Genomic DNA, 14,403 nt, shown 5'->3' on the forward strand with positions numbered 1-14,403 from the left:
CTCCGTTTCCGCTTTTTTGCAAATTTCCCACCCCAATTGCCAGCCCTGAAATTTGCAAAAAGAGCTCCACTCAGGTCGGGCTGCGAGAAATCGAGGAACAAGATTTAGCAATTCAAATTACAAATTAAATCTCTTAGAGATAGGTTTAATACTTGAAGGCATTACGTAAAATTAATCAGGTTATAATCAACTCATTAATTAATAAAAATAATAAAATCTACATATGAAAAGAAGAATCAAACACGTAACGGTTCTCGGTTCAGGAATTATGGGAAGCGGTATTGCTGCACACTTTGCCAATATTGGCGTGCAGGTTTCGCTGCTCGATATTATTCCGTTTGAACTCACTGAAGCCGAGCAGAAAAAAGGTTTGACCAAAGATGACAAAACTGTTCGCAACAGAATTGCTTCTGAAAACTTTGAAAAACTGAAGAAAGCAAGTCCTGCACTCCTCTATTCTCCAAAATTTGCGGAAAGAATTAAAGTCGGGAATTTTGATGATGATTTAAAGAAAATAAAAGATACCGACTGGATTATTGAGGTTGTAGTTGAAAAACTCGACATTAAAAAATCGGTTTATGAAAAAATCGAACAGTTCAGAAAACCGGGAACTTTGGTTTCTTCAAATACTTCAGGAATTCCAATTAATATGTTGGTTGAAGGAAGAAGCGATGATTTTAAAAAATATTTTGCAGGAACGCATTTTTTCAATCCGGTAAGATATCTTCCACTTTTGGAAGTCATTCCGACCAAAGATACCGACCCTGAAATTGCAAAATTCTATATGGAATATGGCGCAAAATTTTTAGGAAAAACTACGGTTTTAGCTAAAGATACTCCAGCATTTATCGCCAACAGAATCGGCGTTTTCTCAATGATGGATTTGCTTCATAATGTTCAGAAATTAGGTTTAAATGTTTCTGATGTGGATAAATTAACCGGTCCAATTATCGGTCGTCCTAAATCTGCAACCTTCAGAACTGCCGATGTTGTTGGTCTCGATACTTTGGTAATGGTTGCCAATGGCGTTCGCCAAAGTGGTTCTGAAGCCAACGATTTTAATGATGTTTTTGCTCTTCCTGAATACATTCAGAAAATGGTCGATAACAAATGGTTGGGATCAAAAACCGAACAAGGTTTCTATAAAAAAATTAAAGGTAAAGACGGCAAATCTGTAATCCACGGATTAAATCTTGAAACTTTAGAATATGAACTTCAAGGCAAATCATCTTTCCCGACTTTAGAATTAACGAAAAACATCGACAAACCGATTGACCGTTTCAAAGTCTTAGTTGGCGGAAAAGATAAAGCCGGAGAGCTTTACAGGAAATCTTTAGGCGCGTTATTCGCCTATGTTTCTCACAAAGTTCCTGAAATTTCAGACGAAGTTTACAAAATCGACGATGCGATGAGAGCAGGTTTCGGTTGGGAAAACGGACCTTTCGAAATTTGGGATTCTGTTGGTGTTCAAAAAGGAATTGAATTGGCGAAAGAAGCCGGTTATGAAGTTTCAGACTGGGTGAAAAACGTTGAATCATTTTACAAAGTAAACGAAGACGGACAAAGTATTTTCTTTGATAAAAACTCAGGAAATTACAATAATATTCCCGGTCAGGAATCCTTTATCATTTTAGATAATATCAGAAAAAACAAAACCCTTTGGAGCAATTTAGGTTCGGCAATTGAAGATTTGGGCGACGGAATTATCAATTTTGAAATCCGTTCCAAAATGAATTCTTTAGGCGGGGAAGTTTTAGATGGATTAAACCGCGCCATCGATTTGGCAGAAAAAGAATACGATGGCTTAGTGATTGGAAATCAAGGTGCAAATTTCTCTGTCGGAGCCAATTTAGCAATGATTTTAATGATGGCAATCGAGCAGGATTGGGATGATTTGAATATGGCGATTGCCTATTTCCAAAAATCGATGATGAGAGTTCGTTATTCATCAATTCCTGTCGTAGTTGCTCCTCACGGAATGACTTTGGGTGGCGGTTGCGAAATGACCATGCACGCAGACAGAGTGGTTGCAGCAGCGGAAACTTATATCGGATTGGTTGAAACAGGAGTCGGTGTAATTCCTGGTGGTGGTGGAACGAAAGAATTTGCTTTAAGAACTTCGAGAGAATTTCACAGCGATGATGTGAAAAATAACCGTCTCCGTGAAGCTTTCATGAATATCGCAATGGGAAAAGTGGCCACTTCTGCTTACGAAGCTTACGATATGGGAATTCTTGAGAAAGGAAAAGATATTGTGGTTGTTGACAAGAGAACGCAGATTATGACCGCAAAAATGATGGCGAAAAGCTTAGCAGAACATGGTTACACTCAACCCATCGAGCAAACTGTAAAGGTTCTTGGAAAAGATGCTTTGGGAATGTTCTATGTGGGAACAGACCAAATGTTAACAGGTAATTTCATTTCGCAACACGATAAATTAATCGCTGATAAATTAGCCAATGTTTTGGTAGGTGGAAATCTTTCCGAACCGACGGTTGTTACCGAACAGTATTTGTTGAATCTTGAAAGAGAAACTTTCCTACAGCTTTGCGGTGAAAGAAAAACTTTGGAGAGAATTCAGTTTATGTTGCAGAAAGGAAAGCCATTGAGGAATTAAAGCGCAGCTCCGTAGGAGAGCCCTGTTAATAGCAGAATTATTAGCGTTTTTATCGCAGCCTCGTAGAGGCGACCTGTTAATGGACGATTTACCAATTTTAATTTAAATATTAATCTTATGGCAAACACTTATACGCAAATTTATATTCAAATTGTTTTTGCTGTAAAAGGTCGACAAAACCTGATTCCAAAAGAAAACAGAGAAGAATTACATGAATTTATAACAGGAATTATTTCGAACAGAAGTCAAAAATTATTTGCTGTTTTTGCAATGCCCGACCACGTTCATATTCTTGTAAGTATGAGTCCGACGGTTTCGATTTCAGATTTGGTTAGAGATATTAAAACAGGTTCGTCAAAATTTATTAATGATAAAAAATGGATGAACGAAAAATTCAATTGGCAGGAAGGATATGGAGCTTTTTCCTATTCTAAAAGCAGTGTTGATTTGGTTGTCAAATATATTTTAAATCAGGAAGAACATCATCAAAATAAATCATTTAAAAACGAATATTTAGATTTTTTAGAAAAATTTGAAATTGAATATGATTCTAAATATTTGTTTGAATGGATTGAATGAAATTAACAAAGGTAATTAACAGGTCGCTCCTACGGAGCTCCGCAAAAGCGTACGTACAAATTGCTATTAACAGCGCGCCTCTACGAGGCGAAAATTCTTAAACTAATTTTTAATTAATAAAAAAATGTCAAAACAAGCATACATCATAAAAGGGTTCAGAACTGCCGTTGGAAAAGCTCCAAAAGGTAGTTTGAGATTCACACGTCCCGACGTAATGGCAGCAACAGTTATCGAGAAACTGATGGCAGCCGTTCCGCAATTAGATAAAGACAGAATCGATGATTTAATCGTCGGAAATGCAATGCCAGAAGCTGAACAGGGTTTAAATGTGGCGCGTTTAATCTCTTTGATGGGATTAAATACGGACAAAGTTCCTGGTGTTACCGTGAACAGGTATTGCGCATCAGGTTCTGAGGCAATTGCGATTGCTTCAGCAAAAATTCAGGCAGGAATGGCAGATTGTATCATCGCAGGTGGTACAGAATCAATGTCTTACATTCCGATGGGTGGTTACAAGCCTGTTCCGGAAACAGAAATTGCAAAGTCGAATCCCGATTATTATTGGGGCATGGGCTACACTGCCGAAGAAGTGGCAAAACAGTTTAATATTTCCCGTGAAGAGCAAGACCAATTTGCTTTTGAGTCGCATCAAAAGGCTTTGAAAGCCAATCAGGAAGGGAAATTTAGTAATCAAATCGTACCGATTCCTGTAGAATATAATTTCCTGGATGAAAACCAGAAAATGCAGACCAAGAAATTCGACTTTTCAGTAGATGAAGGTCCGAGATTAGACACTTCTTTGGAAGGTTTGGCGAAACTAAAACCTGTTTTTGCAAACGGTGGAAGCGTAACTGCCGGAAATTCTTCGCAAATGAGTGACGGTGCAGCCTTCGTGATCGTGATGTCGGAAGAAATGGTAAAAGAATTAGGATTGCAACCTGAAGCGAGATTGGTTGCGTACGCAGCTGCAGGTTTGGAGCCAAGAATTATGGGAATGGGGCCTGTTTATGCCATTCCGAAAGCGTTGAAACAAGCTGGTTTAGAGCTGAAAGATATTGAATTGATTGAATTGAATGAGGCTTTCGCTTCTCAATCTGTTGCGATTAAAAAGGAATTGAATTTAAATCCTGATATTTTAAATGTTAATGGAGGCGCAATCGCACTCGGTCATCCGCTTGGCTGTACGGGAACGAAATTGACGGTTCAGCTTCTCGACGAAATGAGAAAACGCGGAAATAAATACGGAATGGTTTCGATGTGTGTGGGAACAGGGCAAGGTGCGGCTTCAATTTTCGAACTTTTGTAAAATAATTAAACTTTTAAGGTTTCGATTTTAAGCGCTAAAAGTTGCAGCCCGACTTGAACGCAGTTCTTTTTCTGAAAAAACAGGGAGGGAACAGCTTGGGATTTTTTCAGAAAAAAGCTGGAGTGGAATGTATCAATGAGATGAAGCGAAGGCTTTACCGAAGTTTACCAACGAAGTTCGAAGCTGCCCAAATAAAAATTAAAAAAAAATAAATAATATGTCAAATTTAAAAGGCGGAGAATTTCTGATTAAAGAGATTCCTGCAAATGAAATTTTCAGTTTGGAAGAACTGAGTGAAGAGCAAAAAATGCTTCGTGATTCTGCGAAAGAATTTATCGACAGAGAAGTGATTCCACATCATGAGCGTTTTGAGAAAAAAGATTACGCTTTAACCGAAGAAACTATGCGGAAGTTGGGCGAAATGGGACTTTTGGGAATTACTGTTCCTGAAGAATATGGTGGTCTCGGAATGGGATTTGTGAGCACGATGTTGGCTTGTGATTATGTTTCGGGGGGAAATGGCTCATTGGCAACAGCGTACGGCGCTCATACAGGAATCGGGACGCTTCCTACCCTACTTTATGGAAGTGAGGAATTGAAACAGAAATATCTTCCGGATCTCGCGACGGGAACAAAATTCGGAGCGTATTGCCTTACCGAGCCTGATGCCGGTTCTGATGCCAATTCCGGAAAAACGAGAGCAAAATTGTCTGAGGACGGAAAACATTACATCATCAACGGACAGAAAATGTGGATTTCGAACGCCGGTTTTGCCGACACATTCACTTTATTTGCCAAAATTGATGATGATAAAAATATCACTGGTTTTGTAATCAACCGTTCTGAACTTGAGAATCCTGAAAGCTTATCTTTCGGTGAGGAAGAGCACAAATTGGGAATTCGCTCATCGTCTACGCGTCAGGTTTTCTTTAATGACATGAAAATTCCTGTTGAGAACATGCTTGGCGAAAGAAACAATGGTTTCAAAATCGCTTTGAATGCTCTGAATGTTGGAAGAATTAAACTGGCTGCTGCAAACCTTGACGGACAGAGAAGAATTTTAAATCACTCGATTCAATATTCTAATGAGAGAAAGCAGTTTGGCGTTTCTATTTCAACTTTTGGAGCGATCAGAAAGAAAATTGCTGAAATGGCAACGGGAGTTTTTGTAAGCGAAGCAGGTTCGTACCGTTTGGCAAAAAATGTGGAAGACAAAATCGCAGAATTGGTTGCAGCTGGCGTGGATCATCAGCAAGCTGAATTGAAAGGTGTTGAGGAATTTGCAGTGGAAGCTTCAATTTTAAAAGTGTACGTTTCAGACTTAACTCAAAATACTGCCGACGAAGGAATTCAGATCTACGGTGGAATGGGCTTCTCTGAAGACACTCCGATGGAAGCTGCATGGAGAGACGCAAGAATCGGCAGAATTTACGAAGGAACCAACGAAATCAACAGACTTTTAGCTGTCGGAATGTTGATCAAAAGAGCGATGAAGGGTGAATTAGACTTATTATCTCCGGCAATGGCAATTTCTAAAGAATTGATGGGAATTCCATCTTTTGAAGTTCCTGATTATTCTGAATTGATGAGTGAAGAAAAAGCAATTATTGCTAATCTGAAGAAAGTTTTCCTGATGGTTTCGGGAGCAGCTCTTCAAAAATATATGATGGATATTGAGAAACAGCAACATTTATTGTTGAATGCTTCAGAAATTCTTAATCAAATTTACATGGCAGAATCAACAATTCTAAGAGCAGAAAAACATTTCGCTGCCGATTCTGTAGAAGTTGCAATGGCTCAATTAAACCTTTACAAAGCCGTAGAAAAAATTATTTCTGCTGCCAAGGAAGGAATCATTTCTTTTGCAGAAGGCGACGAACAGAGAATGATGCTTTCAGGTTTGAGAAGATTTACAAAATATACAAATAACCCGAATGTTGTGGCTTTGACTGAAATGGTTGCGGCGCATTATATTGGGAAGGGGCATTATTAATTTTATCCGCTTAAATCAAACCTTGAAGGTTTTGAGAATAACCATAAAAAAATCCCGAATCATTTTTCGGGATTTTTACTTTTAATCTTTTTTTGGGCGCCTGTTTCCGCCCTCCGTTCCCGCTTTTTTGTTCGTCGTTCCTCCTCGCAAAAAGAGCTCCACTCAGGTCGGGGCGCAATAGTACAACATTTAATTAATCGATAATTAATGACAAAATATCATGTTAAAATCTCACATCATTCATATTAATGTTCCGTTCCGGTCACTTTAAGATCGTTTAAATCAATTTGCAGTTCAGCTTTTCTGATTTCGGAATCTTCAAATTCCTTATGTTTTCTCATTTTAAATAATTCCTTGCGCTGAAGTGCATGAATTTCCAAAAGCATGTGGTGATACTCCTCCACCTCTTCCTTTTTGGTGTCACGACACTCCACAGAATCAAAACTTTTCTGGTTGTCTGCAATTTCGTTTTGAAGACTGTTTTTGTAAAATTCAATCAACTCATTATCGGAAATTTCCTGCGAATATTTTTCACTGATGTAGTTCAGCCCCAACTCATCGAGACGAATCTGAATTCTTTTACGCTGTTGATCTTCAGGAATCGTGCTGTCGATTTCGCCGATGTTAATCCATTTAATAATCAACGGAAGAGTAAGTCCCTGAAAAACCAGAGTAATAAAAATAACCACAAATGTGATAAAAATAATCATATTCCGCTCCGGAAACAAAGTTCCATTCTCATCCAGATAGATCGGAATTGATAACGCAGTTGCCAGAGAAACCACTCCTCGCATTCCTGCATAACTCGTTATCAGCGGACCCTTCCAGCCCGGACTGGGTTCATTTTCCCTTATACTTTTAAACAAAAACCGTGGAATATGAGCAATGGGATACACCCACAAAAATCTTAAAACAATGACAATTAAACTGATCATAATTCCATATTTTAATCCCTGAAAAACCAAGTGTTTACCTAAACCATGTACGATTTCTGGAAGTTCCAATCCTATTAAAATGAAAACTAAAGCATTCATTACAAAAATCATGGTCGTCCAAACGCCCATCATATTTAACCTTGTACTTCCCGTTTTGAAAATTTCGTGAGAACGCCATGAGATAAACAATCCTCCAGTTACCACGGCCATTACTCCCGAGAAGTGAAACTGTTCTGCGGCAAGAAACAAAATGTAGGGTGTCATCACCGTCAAAGCCGCATCAATAGCCGGACTGGTAGGTAAAAAACGATGAATAGCATACATAATATTTCCACCAATAATTCCGACCACAACGCCCATTCCGGCAACCAGAAAAAACTGTCCGGTAGCTTCCTGCATAGAGAAAGTTCCTGTAAGAACTGCCGCCAAGGCAAATCTGAAAACAATCAATGATGCAGCATCATTTACCAAACTTTCACCTTCTAAAATCGTCAGTAATCTTTTCGGAATTTTAAGGCCTTTCATCACTGTTGCAGCTGCTACAGCATCGGGCGGAGAAACGATTCCACCTAATAAAAACCCAAGTGCCAGTGTAAATCCCGGAATCATCGATGAAGAAATATAAGCCACGATAAGCGATGTAAAAAACACCAAACCAAACGCTAAAAGGCTGATAGGTCTTTTCCATTTCCAAAAATCTTTCCACGACGTGTACCACGCAGCTTCATACAAAAGAGGTGGCAGAAAAAGAAGAAATATAATATCGGGATCAAGTTTTAAGACAGGAATTCCCGGAATAAAACTTATTCCCAAACCCGCTATAACTAAAAATATAGGATAAGCAATTTTTATCTTTTTTGCGAGTAAAACAAGCATCATGACAGCAAAAAGAAGGAAAAGAATGAGGAGTAAATTGTGGTGCATGGTTTTTAGATTATTTTTTCATCAGTTCTAGAATTGCGGCGTATCAAAATTTTTGTGTCTCTAAAGATTCTACTTTTCAACGACAAAAGTAAAAAAAGATTATTGGTTTTTAAAATTCCTTTCAAATGATGTTTTATAAGTTTTCATGCACGTTCTATTTCACTGAGGATCAATCTATAATAAAACACAAAATGCCAAAACTTCAGGAATAACTAAAGTTTTGACATATAAAAATTATAATACTTTTTCTATTTTAATTTTGTATCCGTATCATCAGCTATCAACCACATTTCTAAAATCTATATCCTAAAGAAAGTCCGCTTCTCAATTCTGCCCACGGTCCGTCAAGTTTTACAGAGGCTCCGTTGGCATTAGTCTATACAGAATATTAAACCAGTGTAATTCCCAAATCCTCGAGATCGGTTTTCAGTTGATTGTTGGTCAGGAGTTAACGTCTGAGAAGATCTTCCTGTAAAATCTCCTTTGCCTTTTCCGTAGTGCGCTCCTACACTCCACCAGTCGAGAACAAAACTTCCTTTTTTATTTAAGAAAAACTGTACACCAAGCAGCAAACCTGCGCTGTTGACACTGGCATTTCCGGAAATATTCACCGGTATTTCTGTATAATTTCCGCCCCTGCAGTCGTATTCATAATAATAGGTAAAGTTGCTGACTTTAAAATTTGAATTTCGGTAATATGGGGCCGCGTAAAATCCTATTCCATACCCTTTCCTAAGATAAAATCTGGTCTACAGTAAAATGTGAACTTCCTGCTTTTACGTATCTCAATTCGTCATCACCATCAGTAAAAAATTTAATTAAGGGAATTTTTCCTTCTGGCATTGCTGCAAAGCCTGCACTCACAGACAGCCATCTGTTGATCGATCTTTAGTGCGTGAGATTAATTTTTTTAAAAGCATATGCCGTGAGATTGGTTTTGATAATATTTTTACTTTGCGGAGCTGCAGGATTATAGGTTATCACCAAACTTTTCTCCTGTGTACTGATAAATGAGGCAAAGATGATTGCCGGAATTGTAAATAAAGTTTTCATGGTTATTAGTTTTTTTTAATGGTCAAACATTATTTAAAACCAAATGCCAATCAATTACACAAATGGGTACATTTTTCATCATAAATTTAAAATTAATTTAAATTCATTATTTGAATTATGCAAGTAAATCCACAGATTACTTTATTCCTTAAAATATGAGCTTTCTGTTATATAGCCAAACAATTGTTAAGTAGTTAAAATCTGTATCTGATCTGCAGGAAAGAATTTTTTTAATATTTGGCCTTGTTGCTTCTCTCCTTGTTTCAGTTTTTCATTTCAAAAAAATAATAATAAATTGCTCAGGGATTTAATTTAACCTTTTAAATTAAAAATTATCCAAAAAAAAATCTGTGTTATTATGAAATTATTTATTTTTTTCACAACTTTCAGCTCAGCGTTATTCTTCAGCCAAACTGCAGAAAAACCTTTGATTATTAAAAATGATTCAACTGCAGTTGAGAAATTTTCATTTAAAAAACCACTTGACTCTGCTTCGCTGAAACGGGATTTAATGTTGGTTAAAAAACCTTCTGACTCATTGTATTTGAGTCTCGTAAAGAAAAAAACTGATACTGAAATGATCGAAATTCTCACTGCGGGTAAACAGAAAGACCTGATTGTAAAATTTGATGATCCGAAAGCGCTTCCGAAGAAAAACCACTGATACTGAAATGATCGAAATTCTTTCTGCGGACCATCAGAAAAAACTTGTATTTAAAACTGAAGATCCTAAAGTACTTTCCGCAAAATAATTTCTCTAAGGTAAATAAGAATTATTAAAGTCAACTTTTAATATTTTTTTCAGCTTAAAAAGGCTTGAAAATTATTTTTCATTTTTTATTTTTGCAGTCTACTTTACTATACCATGACCAAAGAAGAGTTACTGCACCGTGCAATAAAAATAGCAGATAAAGCACATAAAGGCCAAAAAGATAAGTACCACGCTCCTTACATTGCGCACGTTATGCGTGTAATGGAGTACGGAAAAACGATGGATGAAAAAATTGTGGGCGTGCTGCACGACGTCGTGGAAGATCATCCTGAAGAATTCAGTTTTGAATATCTTAGAGAGGAAGGATTTCCTGAATACATACTTTTTGCTATAAACTGCCTCACCAAATACGATCCGGAAGAAAATTATGACGATTTTGTAAAACGTACCGAGCGTTCTCCCCTTGCTGTTGCAGTAAAACTGAACGATCTGCGTGATAATATGGATCTAAGAAGGGTCAACAGAGAATTGACTCAAAAAGATATTCACCGTTTTAATAAATACCTGAAGGCTTACAGGTACCTTTCTGAGAAATATTAAACTTAAAGAAATCTTATATTAACAAAGGCTCACTTCAAAAGAAATGAGCCTTAACTTTTATCTAATTTAAAAAAATTATTTAGCAGCTTTTACATCAACAGAAATTTCGATGTCTTTGCTGATCATCCATTCTGCAGGATCTGTTTCGTCTGTACCGAATTTGATTCCCCAGTCTGCTCTGTTTACCGTAAATTTAGCCTGAACAGCCGCTGTACCTTCAGCTACATCTACTTTTGCAGGGAAAGATACGTTTACCGTTTTACCCAACAAAGTTAGATTTCCGCTTACAGTTTTGTTAGCTCCTGCTACAGCGTCAGCCGGTGCAGTTGCAAGATCAGCTACGCTGGTGATTTTGAAATCCGCAGTCGGGAATTTTGTAACGTCGAAGAAATCAGGATTTTTCAAGTGACCTTCTAGATCAGCAGGTTTTTTGTCTTTTTCAGTTACTGAAGCTGGATCAACTTTCAAAGAAGCCATATCGATTACAAAGTTACCTGCAGTAAGCTGTCCGCCATCCACGTTTAACTCACCAGACTGAATAGAAAGTGTTCCCCATCTTGGAGCAAAACCCCCTTTGTGGAAAGCTTTCCAGTTTACTTTAGATGCAGCAACGTCAGCTTTCAAAGCTTCACCTTTTCCTTCTGCAACATTTTGCTCAGTTCCCGTTTTTGCAGTTTCTGCTGTTTTGTCTTTGTTACAAGATGCTGAGATCAAACCTACAGCTACCAATGCGATTACGCTTAGTTTTTTCATATTGTTTTATTATTTAAATGTTTTAGAAGTGATAAATATAAGATTTATGAAATTATTTACCAATCTTTCAGTTTTGATGTGGCAAAGATAGGTTTGGTTTTATTCAAAAACCTTAACATACATCAAGAAAATCTCTGTTGACTAAATTTTAGATTAAATGAAAACGTAATTTTTAACTTCCATTTCAGTACTTTTGTCTATCCCAAAAATACTTCATGAACACTGTAAATTTCATTCAGAAACAACTCAATATAGCAGATAATAGCATCAATGCTACTTTAAAATTATTATCCGAAGACTGCACTATTCCTTTTATTTCGCGATATCGTAAAGATGCTACAGGAAATTTAGATGAAATTCAGATTGAGCAGATTTCAAAATTGAGTAAACAGTTTGATGACATTGTAAAGCGTAAAGAAAGTATATTAAAATCAATTGAAGAGCAGAATTCTTTATCACCCGAATTAAAACAGAGAATTGATGAAGGTTTTGATCTTCAGGAACTGGAAGATCTGTATTTGCCTTTCAAAAAACGCAGAAAGACCAAAGCCGATTCGGCAAAAGAAAAAGGTCTTGAACCTTTAGCGAAAATTATTATGAGCCAGAAAGCTCAGGATATTCAGTTTTTGACTTCAAAATATTTAAATGAAAGTGTTTCGTCTGAAGAAGAAGCTCTGCAGGGCGCAAGAGATATTATGGCTGAATGGATCAACGAAAATATGTATGTCCGTAAAAATCTCCGCCGACTTTTTCAGCGAAAAGCAGTGATTACTTCCAAAGTAGTAAAGGCTAAAAAAGACGAAGAAGGTGCCCAGAAATTTTCACAATATTTTGAGTGGGAAGAAAGTTTAAACAGAACACCATCTCACAGACTTTTGGCAATGTTGAGAGCTGAATCTGAAGGTTTTGTAAAAATCAATATCGAAATCGATAAAGACGAAGCTTTGGATTTTATTGAAAATGCCATCATTAAATCTAAAAATGAAAGCTCAGAGCAGATTGCTTTAGCCATAAAAGATTCCTACAAAAGACTTCTTGAGCCTGCTATTTCAAACGAAACTTTACAGGAAGCCAAAGAAAAAGCAGATAAAAAAGCAATTGAAATTTTTTCTGAAAACCTCAGTCAGCTTCTGCTCGCTCCGCCTTTGGGTGAAAAAAGAATTTTAGCCATCGATCCTGGTTACAAAAGTGGCTGCAAAGTGGTTTGCTTAGATGAAAAAGGAGATTTACTTCACAACGAAACCATCTATCCCCACGCTCCACAAAATGAAAGCGGAATGGCAATGAAGAAAATCCGTTCGATGGTGAATGCTTATAATATTCAGGCAATTTCTATTGGAAACGGAACGGCGAGCCGTGAGACAGAGTTTTTCATAAAAAAAATAGGTTTTGATAAACCTTTGCAGGTTTTTGTGGTTTCGGAAGCAGGTGCTTCTGTTTATTCTGCCAGTAAAATTGCAAGAGATGAATTTCCCAGTTTTGATGTGACCGTTCGTGGTGCGGTTTCTATCGGTCGCCGACTTTCTGATCCTTTGGCGGAACTGGTAAAAATTGATGCAAAATCTATCGGTGTGGGTCAATATCAGCATGATGTGGATCAGACTCAACTGAAAAACGAACTAGATTCTACTGTGATAAGATGCGTGAATTCTGTCGGAATTAATTTAAATACGGCAAGTAAATCTTTACTGAGCTACGTCTCCGGAATTGGCGAAAAAATGGCTGAAAATATTGTGAACTACCGTGCTGAAAACGGAGCTTTCGAAAACAGAAAACAACTGAAAAAAGTCCCAAGACTTGGCGAAAAAGCTTTCCAACAGGCTGCGGCTTTTATCAGAATTGCCAATGGAGAAAATCCTTTAGATAATTCTGCCGTACACCCTGAAGCTTATGGGATTGTCGAAAAAATGGCAAAAGAATTAGGTTTAAAAACAAATGATTTAATTGCCAATAGAGAAAAAATAAGTCTGATTCAACCTGAAAAATACATTACGGAAGACATTGGAATTTTAGGAATCAAAGACATTTTGAAGGAACTTGAAAAACCAGGTTTAGATCCAAGAAAAGCAGCGAAAGTTTTTGAGTTTGATCCCAATGTCAAAAAAATCACAGACCTGAAAATGGGAATGATCCTGCCGGGAATAGTCAATAACATTACAGCTTTCGGTTGTTTTGTGGATTTGGGAATTAAAGAAAGCGGGCTTGTGCATATTTCACAATTGAAAGAGGGTTTTGTTTCTGATGTGAATGAGGTGGTGAAATTACATCAGCACGTTCAGGTAAAAGTGACGGAGGTGGATGAACAGAGGAAAAGGATTCAGTTGAGTATGATTTTATAAATTATTGTGATGAAAGTTTCAGAATTAAGGAAAAAGAAATTGATCCACAGACCAACTCAGAATTTTGATGTTGAAGGAAAGCGTATTTACAATGTATTTGAATACGATTTACCCTTTAAAACTGATTACGAAGGCAACGAAAAAGACAGAATTTTGGCAAAAATCATCGATGCAGTTCCTGTTTTGCTGATTGCATTTTTCTTACTGAAGCTCTCCCCTTTCTTGGCAATCGTATTTTCACTTCAGGCGGTTATAATTTTAGGGAGTATTTCTGAAACCCTTTTTGGAATAACTTTAGGCAAAAAAATATTTAAAATTAAAGTCATTGATGACCAGGGAAAATATCCTGGAATTCTGAGATCATTAGGAAGGAATTTTTTATGTCTATCCATTTTTTATATGCTCTTTTCAGATTTATTCCCGCCATTGAATGAAATTTTCGCGATCAAACATAAAGATGCCAACTTCACGATGCACATGAATAACATTTTCTGTAAAACGCATCTTGTAAAAAATGATCAGTTTGCAGAAATCAAAGCGCTGTTACAATCTAATCCATAAATCAAAATTAAAAACAACTTCCATATCAAAA

At 37.0% G+C, this 14,403-nt stretch carries 13 protein-coding genes; 8 read left to right on the forward strand and 5 right to left on the reverse strand.

Translation table 11 applies throughout. From position 1 onward, the window contains the following. Positions 1-223: 223 nt before the first annotated feature. From ASG31_RS08075 to ASG31_RS08090, 4 genes are all read left to right on the forward strand, one after another. The gene (locus ASG31_RS08075) at positions 224-2,617 is read left to right on the forward strand and encodes a 3-hydroxyacyl-CoA dehydrogenase/enoyl-CoA hydratase family protein (protein ID WP_056030389.1); all 2,394 of its coding nucleotides are present in this window, start codon (positions 224-226) and stop codon (positions 2,615-2,617) included. Between the two features lie 117 nt (positions 2,618-2,734). Continuing rightward, positions 2,735-3,196 carry an IS200/IS605 family transposase gene (gene tnpA / locus ASG31_RS08080; protein ID WP_056030392.1) on the forward strand — a complete coding sequence of 154 codons (462 nt, stop codon included), beginning with the start codon at positions 2,735-2,737 and terminating at the stop codon, positions 3,194-3,196. A 124-nt stretch (positions 3,197-3,320) separates the two neighbouring features. Continuing rightward, a complete protein-coding gene (locus ASG31_RS08085) occupies positions 3,321-4,502 on the forward strand; it encodes an acetyl-CoA C-acyltransferase (RefSeq protein WP_056030396.1) in 1,182 nt (393 codons plus the stop codon). Between the two features lie 217 nt (positions 4,503-4,719). Beyond that, positions 4,720-6,495: an acyl-CoA dehydrogenase family protein gene (locus ASG31_RS08090; RefSeq protein ID WP_056030399.1), complete on the forward strand. Its 1,776-nt coding sequence runs from the start codon at positions 4,720-4,722 to the stop codon at positions 6,493-6,495. Positions 6,496-6,740: 245 nt separating this feature from the next. Here ASG31_RS08090 and ASG31_RS08095 read toward each other — a convergent pair whose 3' ends face one another. From ASG31_RS08095 to ASG31_RS18545, 4 genes are all read right to left on the reverse strand, one after another. Continuing rightward, on the reverse strand, positions 6,741-8,354 hold the full coding sequence (locus tag ASG31_RS08095; RefSeq protein ID WP_056030402.1) for a Na+/H+ antiporter: 1,614 nt from the start codon (positions 8,352-8,354) through the stop codon (positions 6,741-6,743). Positions 8,355-8,725: 371 nt separating this feature from the next. Continuing rightward, positions 8,726-8,965 carry a hypothetical protein gene (locus tag ASG31_RS08100; protein ID WP_056030405.1) on the reverse strand — a complete coding sequence of 80 codons (240 nt, stop codon included), beginning with the start codon at positions 8,963-8,965 and terminating at the stop codon, positions 8,726-8,728. 121 nt (positions 8,966-9,086) lie between these two features. Beyond that, on the reverse strand, positions 9,087-9,218 hold the full coding sequence (locus ASG31_RS19055) for a hypothetical protein (protein ID WP_262483838.1): 132 nt from the start codon (positions 9,216-9,218) through the stop codon (positions 9,087-9,089). Positions 9,219-9,242: 24 nt separating this feature from the next. Continuing rightward, positions 9,243-9,407: a hypothetical protein gene (locus ASG31_RS18545; RefSeq protein ID WP_157844453.1), complete on the reverse strand. Its 165-nt coding sequence runs from the start codon at positions 9,405-9,407 to the stop codon at positions 9,243-9,245. 358 nt (positions 9,408-9,765) lie between these two features. On the opposite strand from ASG31_RS18545, the gene ASG31_RS08105 reads away from it, so the two are divergent. Then, on the forward strand, positions 9,766-10,071 hold the full coding sequence (locus tag ASG31_RS08105; protein ID WP_056030407.1) for a hypothetical protein: 306 nt from the start codon (positions 9,766-9,768) through the stop codon (positions 10,069-10,071). 201 nt (positions 10,072-10,272) lie between these two features. Then, on the forward strand, positions 10,273-10,719 hold the full coding sequence (locus ASG31_RS08110) for a phosphohydrolase (RefSeq protein ID WP_056030410.1): 447 nt from the start codon (positions 10,273-10,275) through the stop codon (positions 10,717-10,719). Positions 10,720-10,794: 75 nt separating this feature from the next. On the opposite strand, the gene ASG31_RS08115 is transcribed toward ASG31_RS08110, so the two are convergent. After that, positions 10,795-11,472, reverse strand: a complete 678-nt coding sequence (locus ASG31_RS08115; RefSeq protein ID WP_056030413.1) for a YceI family protein — start codon at positions 11,470-11,472, stop codon at positions 10,795-10,797. A 215-nt stretch (positions 11,473-11,687) separates the two neighbouring features. Here ASG31_RS08115 and ASG31_RS08120 point away from each other — a divergent pair, with 215 nt between their 5' ends. Together ASG31_RS08120 and ASG31_RS08125 are read left to right on the forward strand one after the other, a co-directional pair. Next, complete coding sequence (locus ASG31_RS08120; RefSeq protein WP_056030416.1) at positions 11,688-13,811, forward strand: Tex family protein; 2,124 nt, start codon at positions 11,688-11,690, stop codon at positions 13,809-13,811. Positions 13,812-13,820: 9 nt separating this feature from the next. Further along, the gene (locus ASG31_RS08125; RefSeq protein WP_056030418.1) at positions 13,821-14,372 is read left to right on the forward strand and encodes an RDD family protein; all 552 of its coding nucleotides are present in this window, start codon (positions 13,821-13,823) and stop codon (positions 14,370-14,372) included. Positions 14,373-14,403: the final 31 nt, after the last annotated feature.

This window comes from Chryseobacterium sp. Leaf404 (genome assembly GCF_001424145.1).
In the GTDB taxonomy this organism is placed as follows: Bacteria; Bacteroidota; Bacteroidia; order Flavobacteriales; family Weeksellaceae; genus Chryseobacterium.

What these genes read in the sequence shown, in the direction of transcription:
- ASG31_RS08110 (WP_056030410.1), top strand. Translation starts at nt 10,273, where the DNA reads ATGACCAAAGAAGAGTTACTGCACCGTGCAATAAAAATAGCAGATAAA.
- ASG31_RS08125 (WP_056030418.1), top strand. Translation starts at nt 13,821, where the DNA reads ATGAAAGTTTCAGAATTAAGGAAAAAGAAATTGATCCACAGACCAACT.
- ASG31_RS08120 (WP_056030416.1), top strand. Translation starts at nt 11,688, where the DNA reads ATGAACACTGTAAATTTCATTCAGAAACAACTCAATATAGCAGATAAT.
- ASG31_RS08095 (WP_056030402.1), bottom strand. Translation starts at nt 8,354, where the DNA reads ATGCACCACAATTTACTCCTCATTCTTTTCCTTCTTTTTGCTGTCATG.
- ASG31_RS08105 (WP_056030407.1), top strand. Translation starts at nt 9,766, where the DNA reads ATGAAATTATTTATTTTTTTCACAACTTTCAGCTCAGCGTTATTCTTC.
- ASG31_RS18545 (WP_157844453.1), bottom strand. Translation starts at nt 9,407, where the DNA reads ATGAAAACTTTATTTACAATTCCGGCAATCATCTTTGCCTCATTTATC.
- ASG31_RS08085 (WP_056030396.1), top strand. Translation starts at nt 3,321, where the DNA reads ATGTCAAAACAAGCATACATCATAAAAGGGTTCAGAACTGCCGTTGGA.
- ASG31_RS08090 (WP_056030399.1), top strand. Translation starts at nt 4,720, where the DNA reads ATGTCAAATTTAAAAGGCGGAGAATTTCTGATTAAAGAGATTCCTGCA.
- ASG31_RS08115 (WP_056030413.1), bottom strand. Translation starts at nt 11,472, where the DNA reads ATGAAAAAACTAAGCGTAATCGCATTGGTAGCTGTAGGTTTGATCTCA.
- tnpA (WP_056030392.1), top strand. Translation starts at nt 2,735, where the DNA reads ATGGCAAACACTTATACGCAAATTTATATTCAAATTGTTTTTGCTGTA.
- ASG31_RS08075 (WP_056030389.1), top strand. Translation starts at nt 224, where the DNA reads ATGAAAAGAAGAATCAAACACGTAACGGTTCTCGGTTCAGGAATTATG.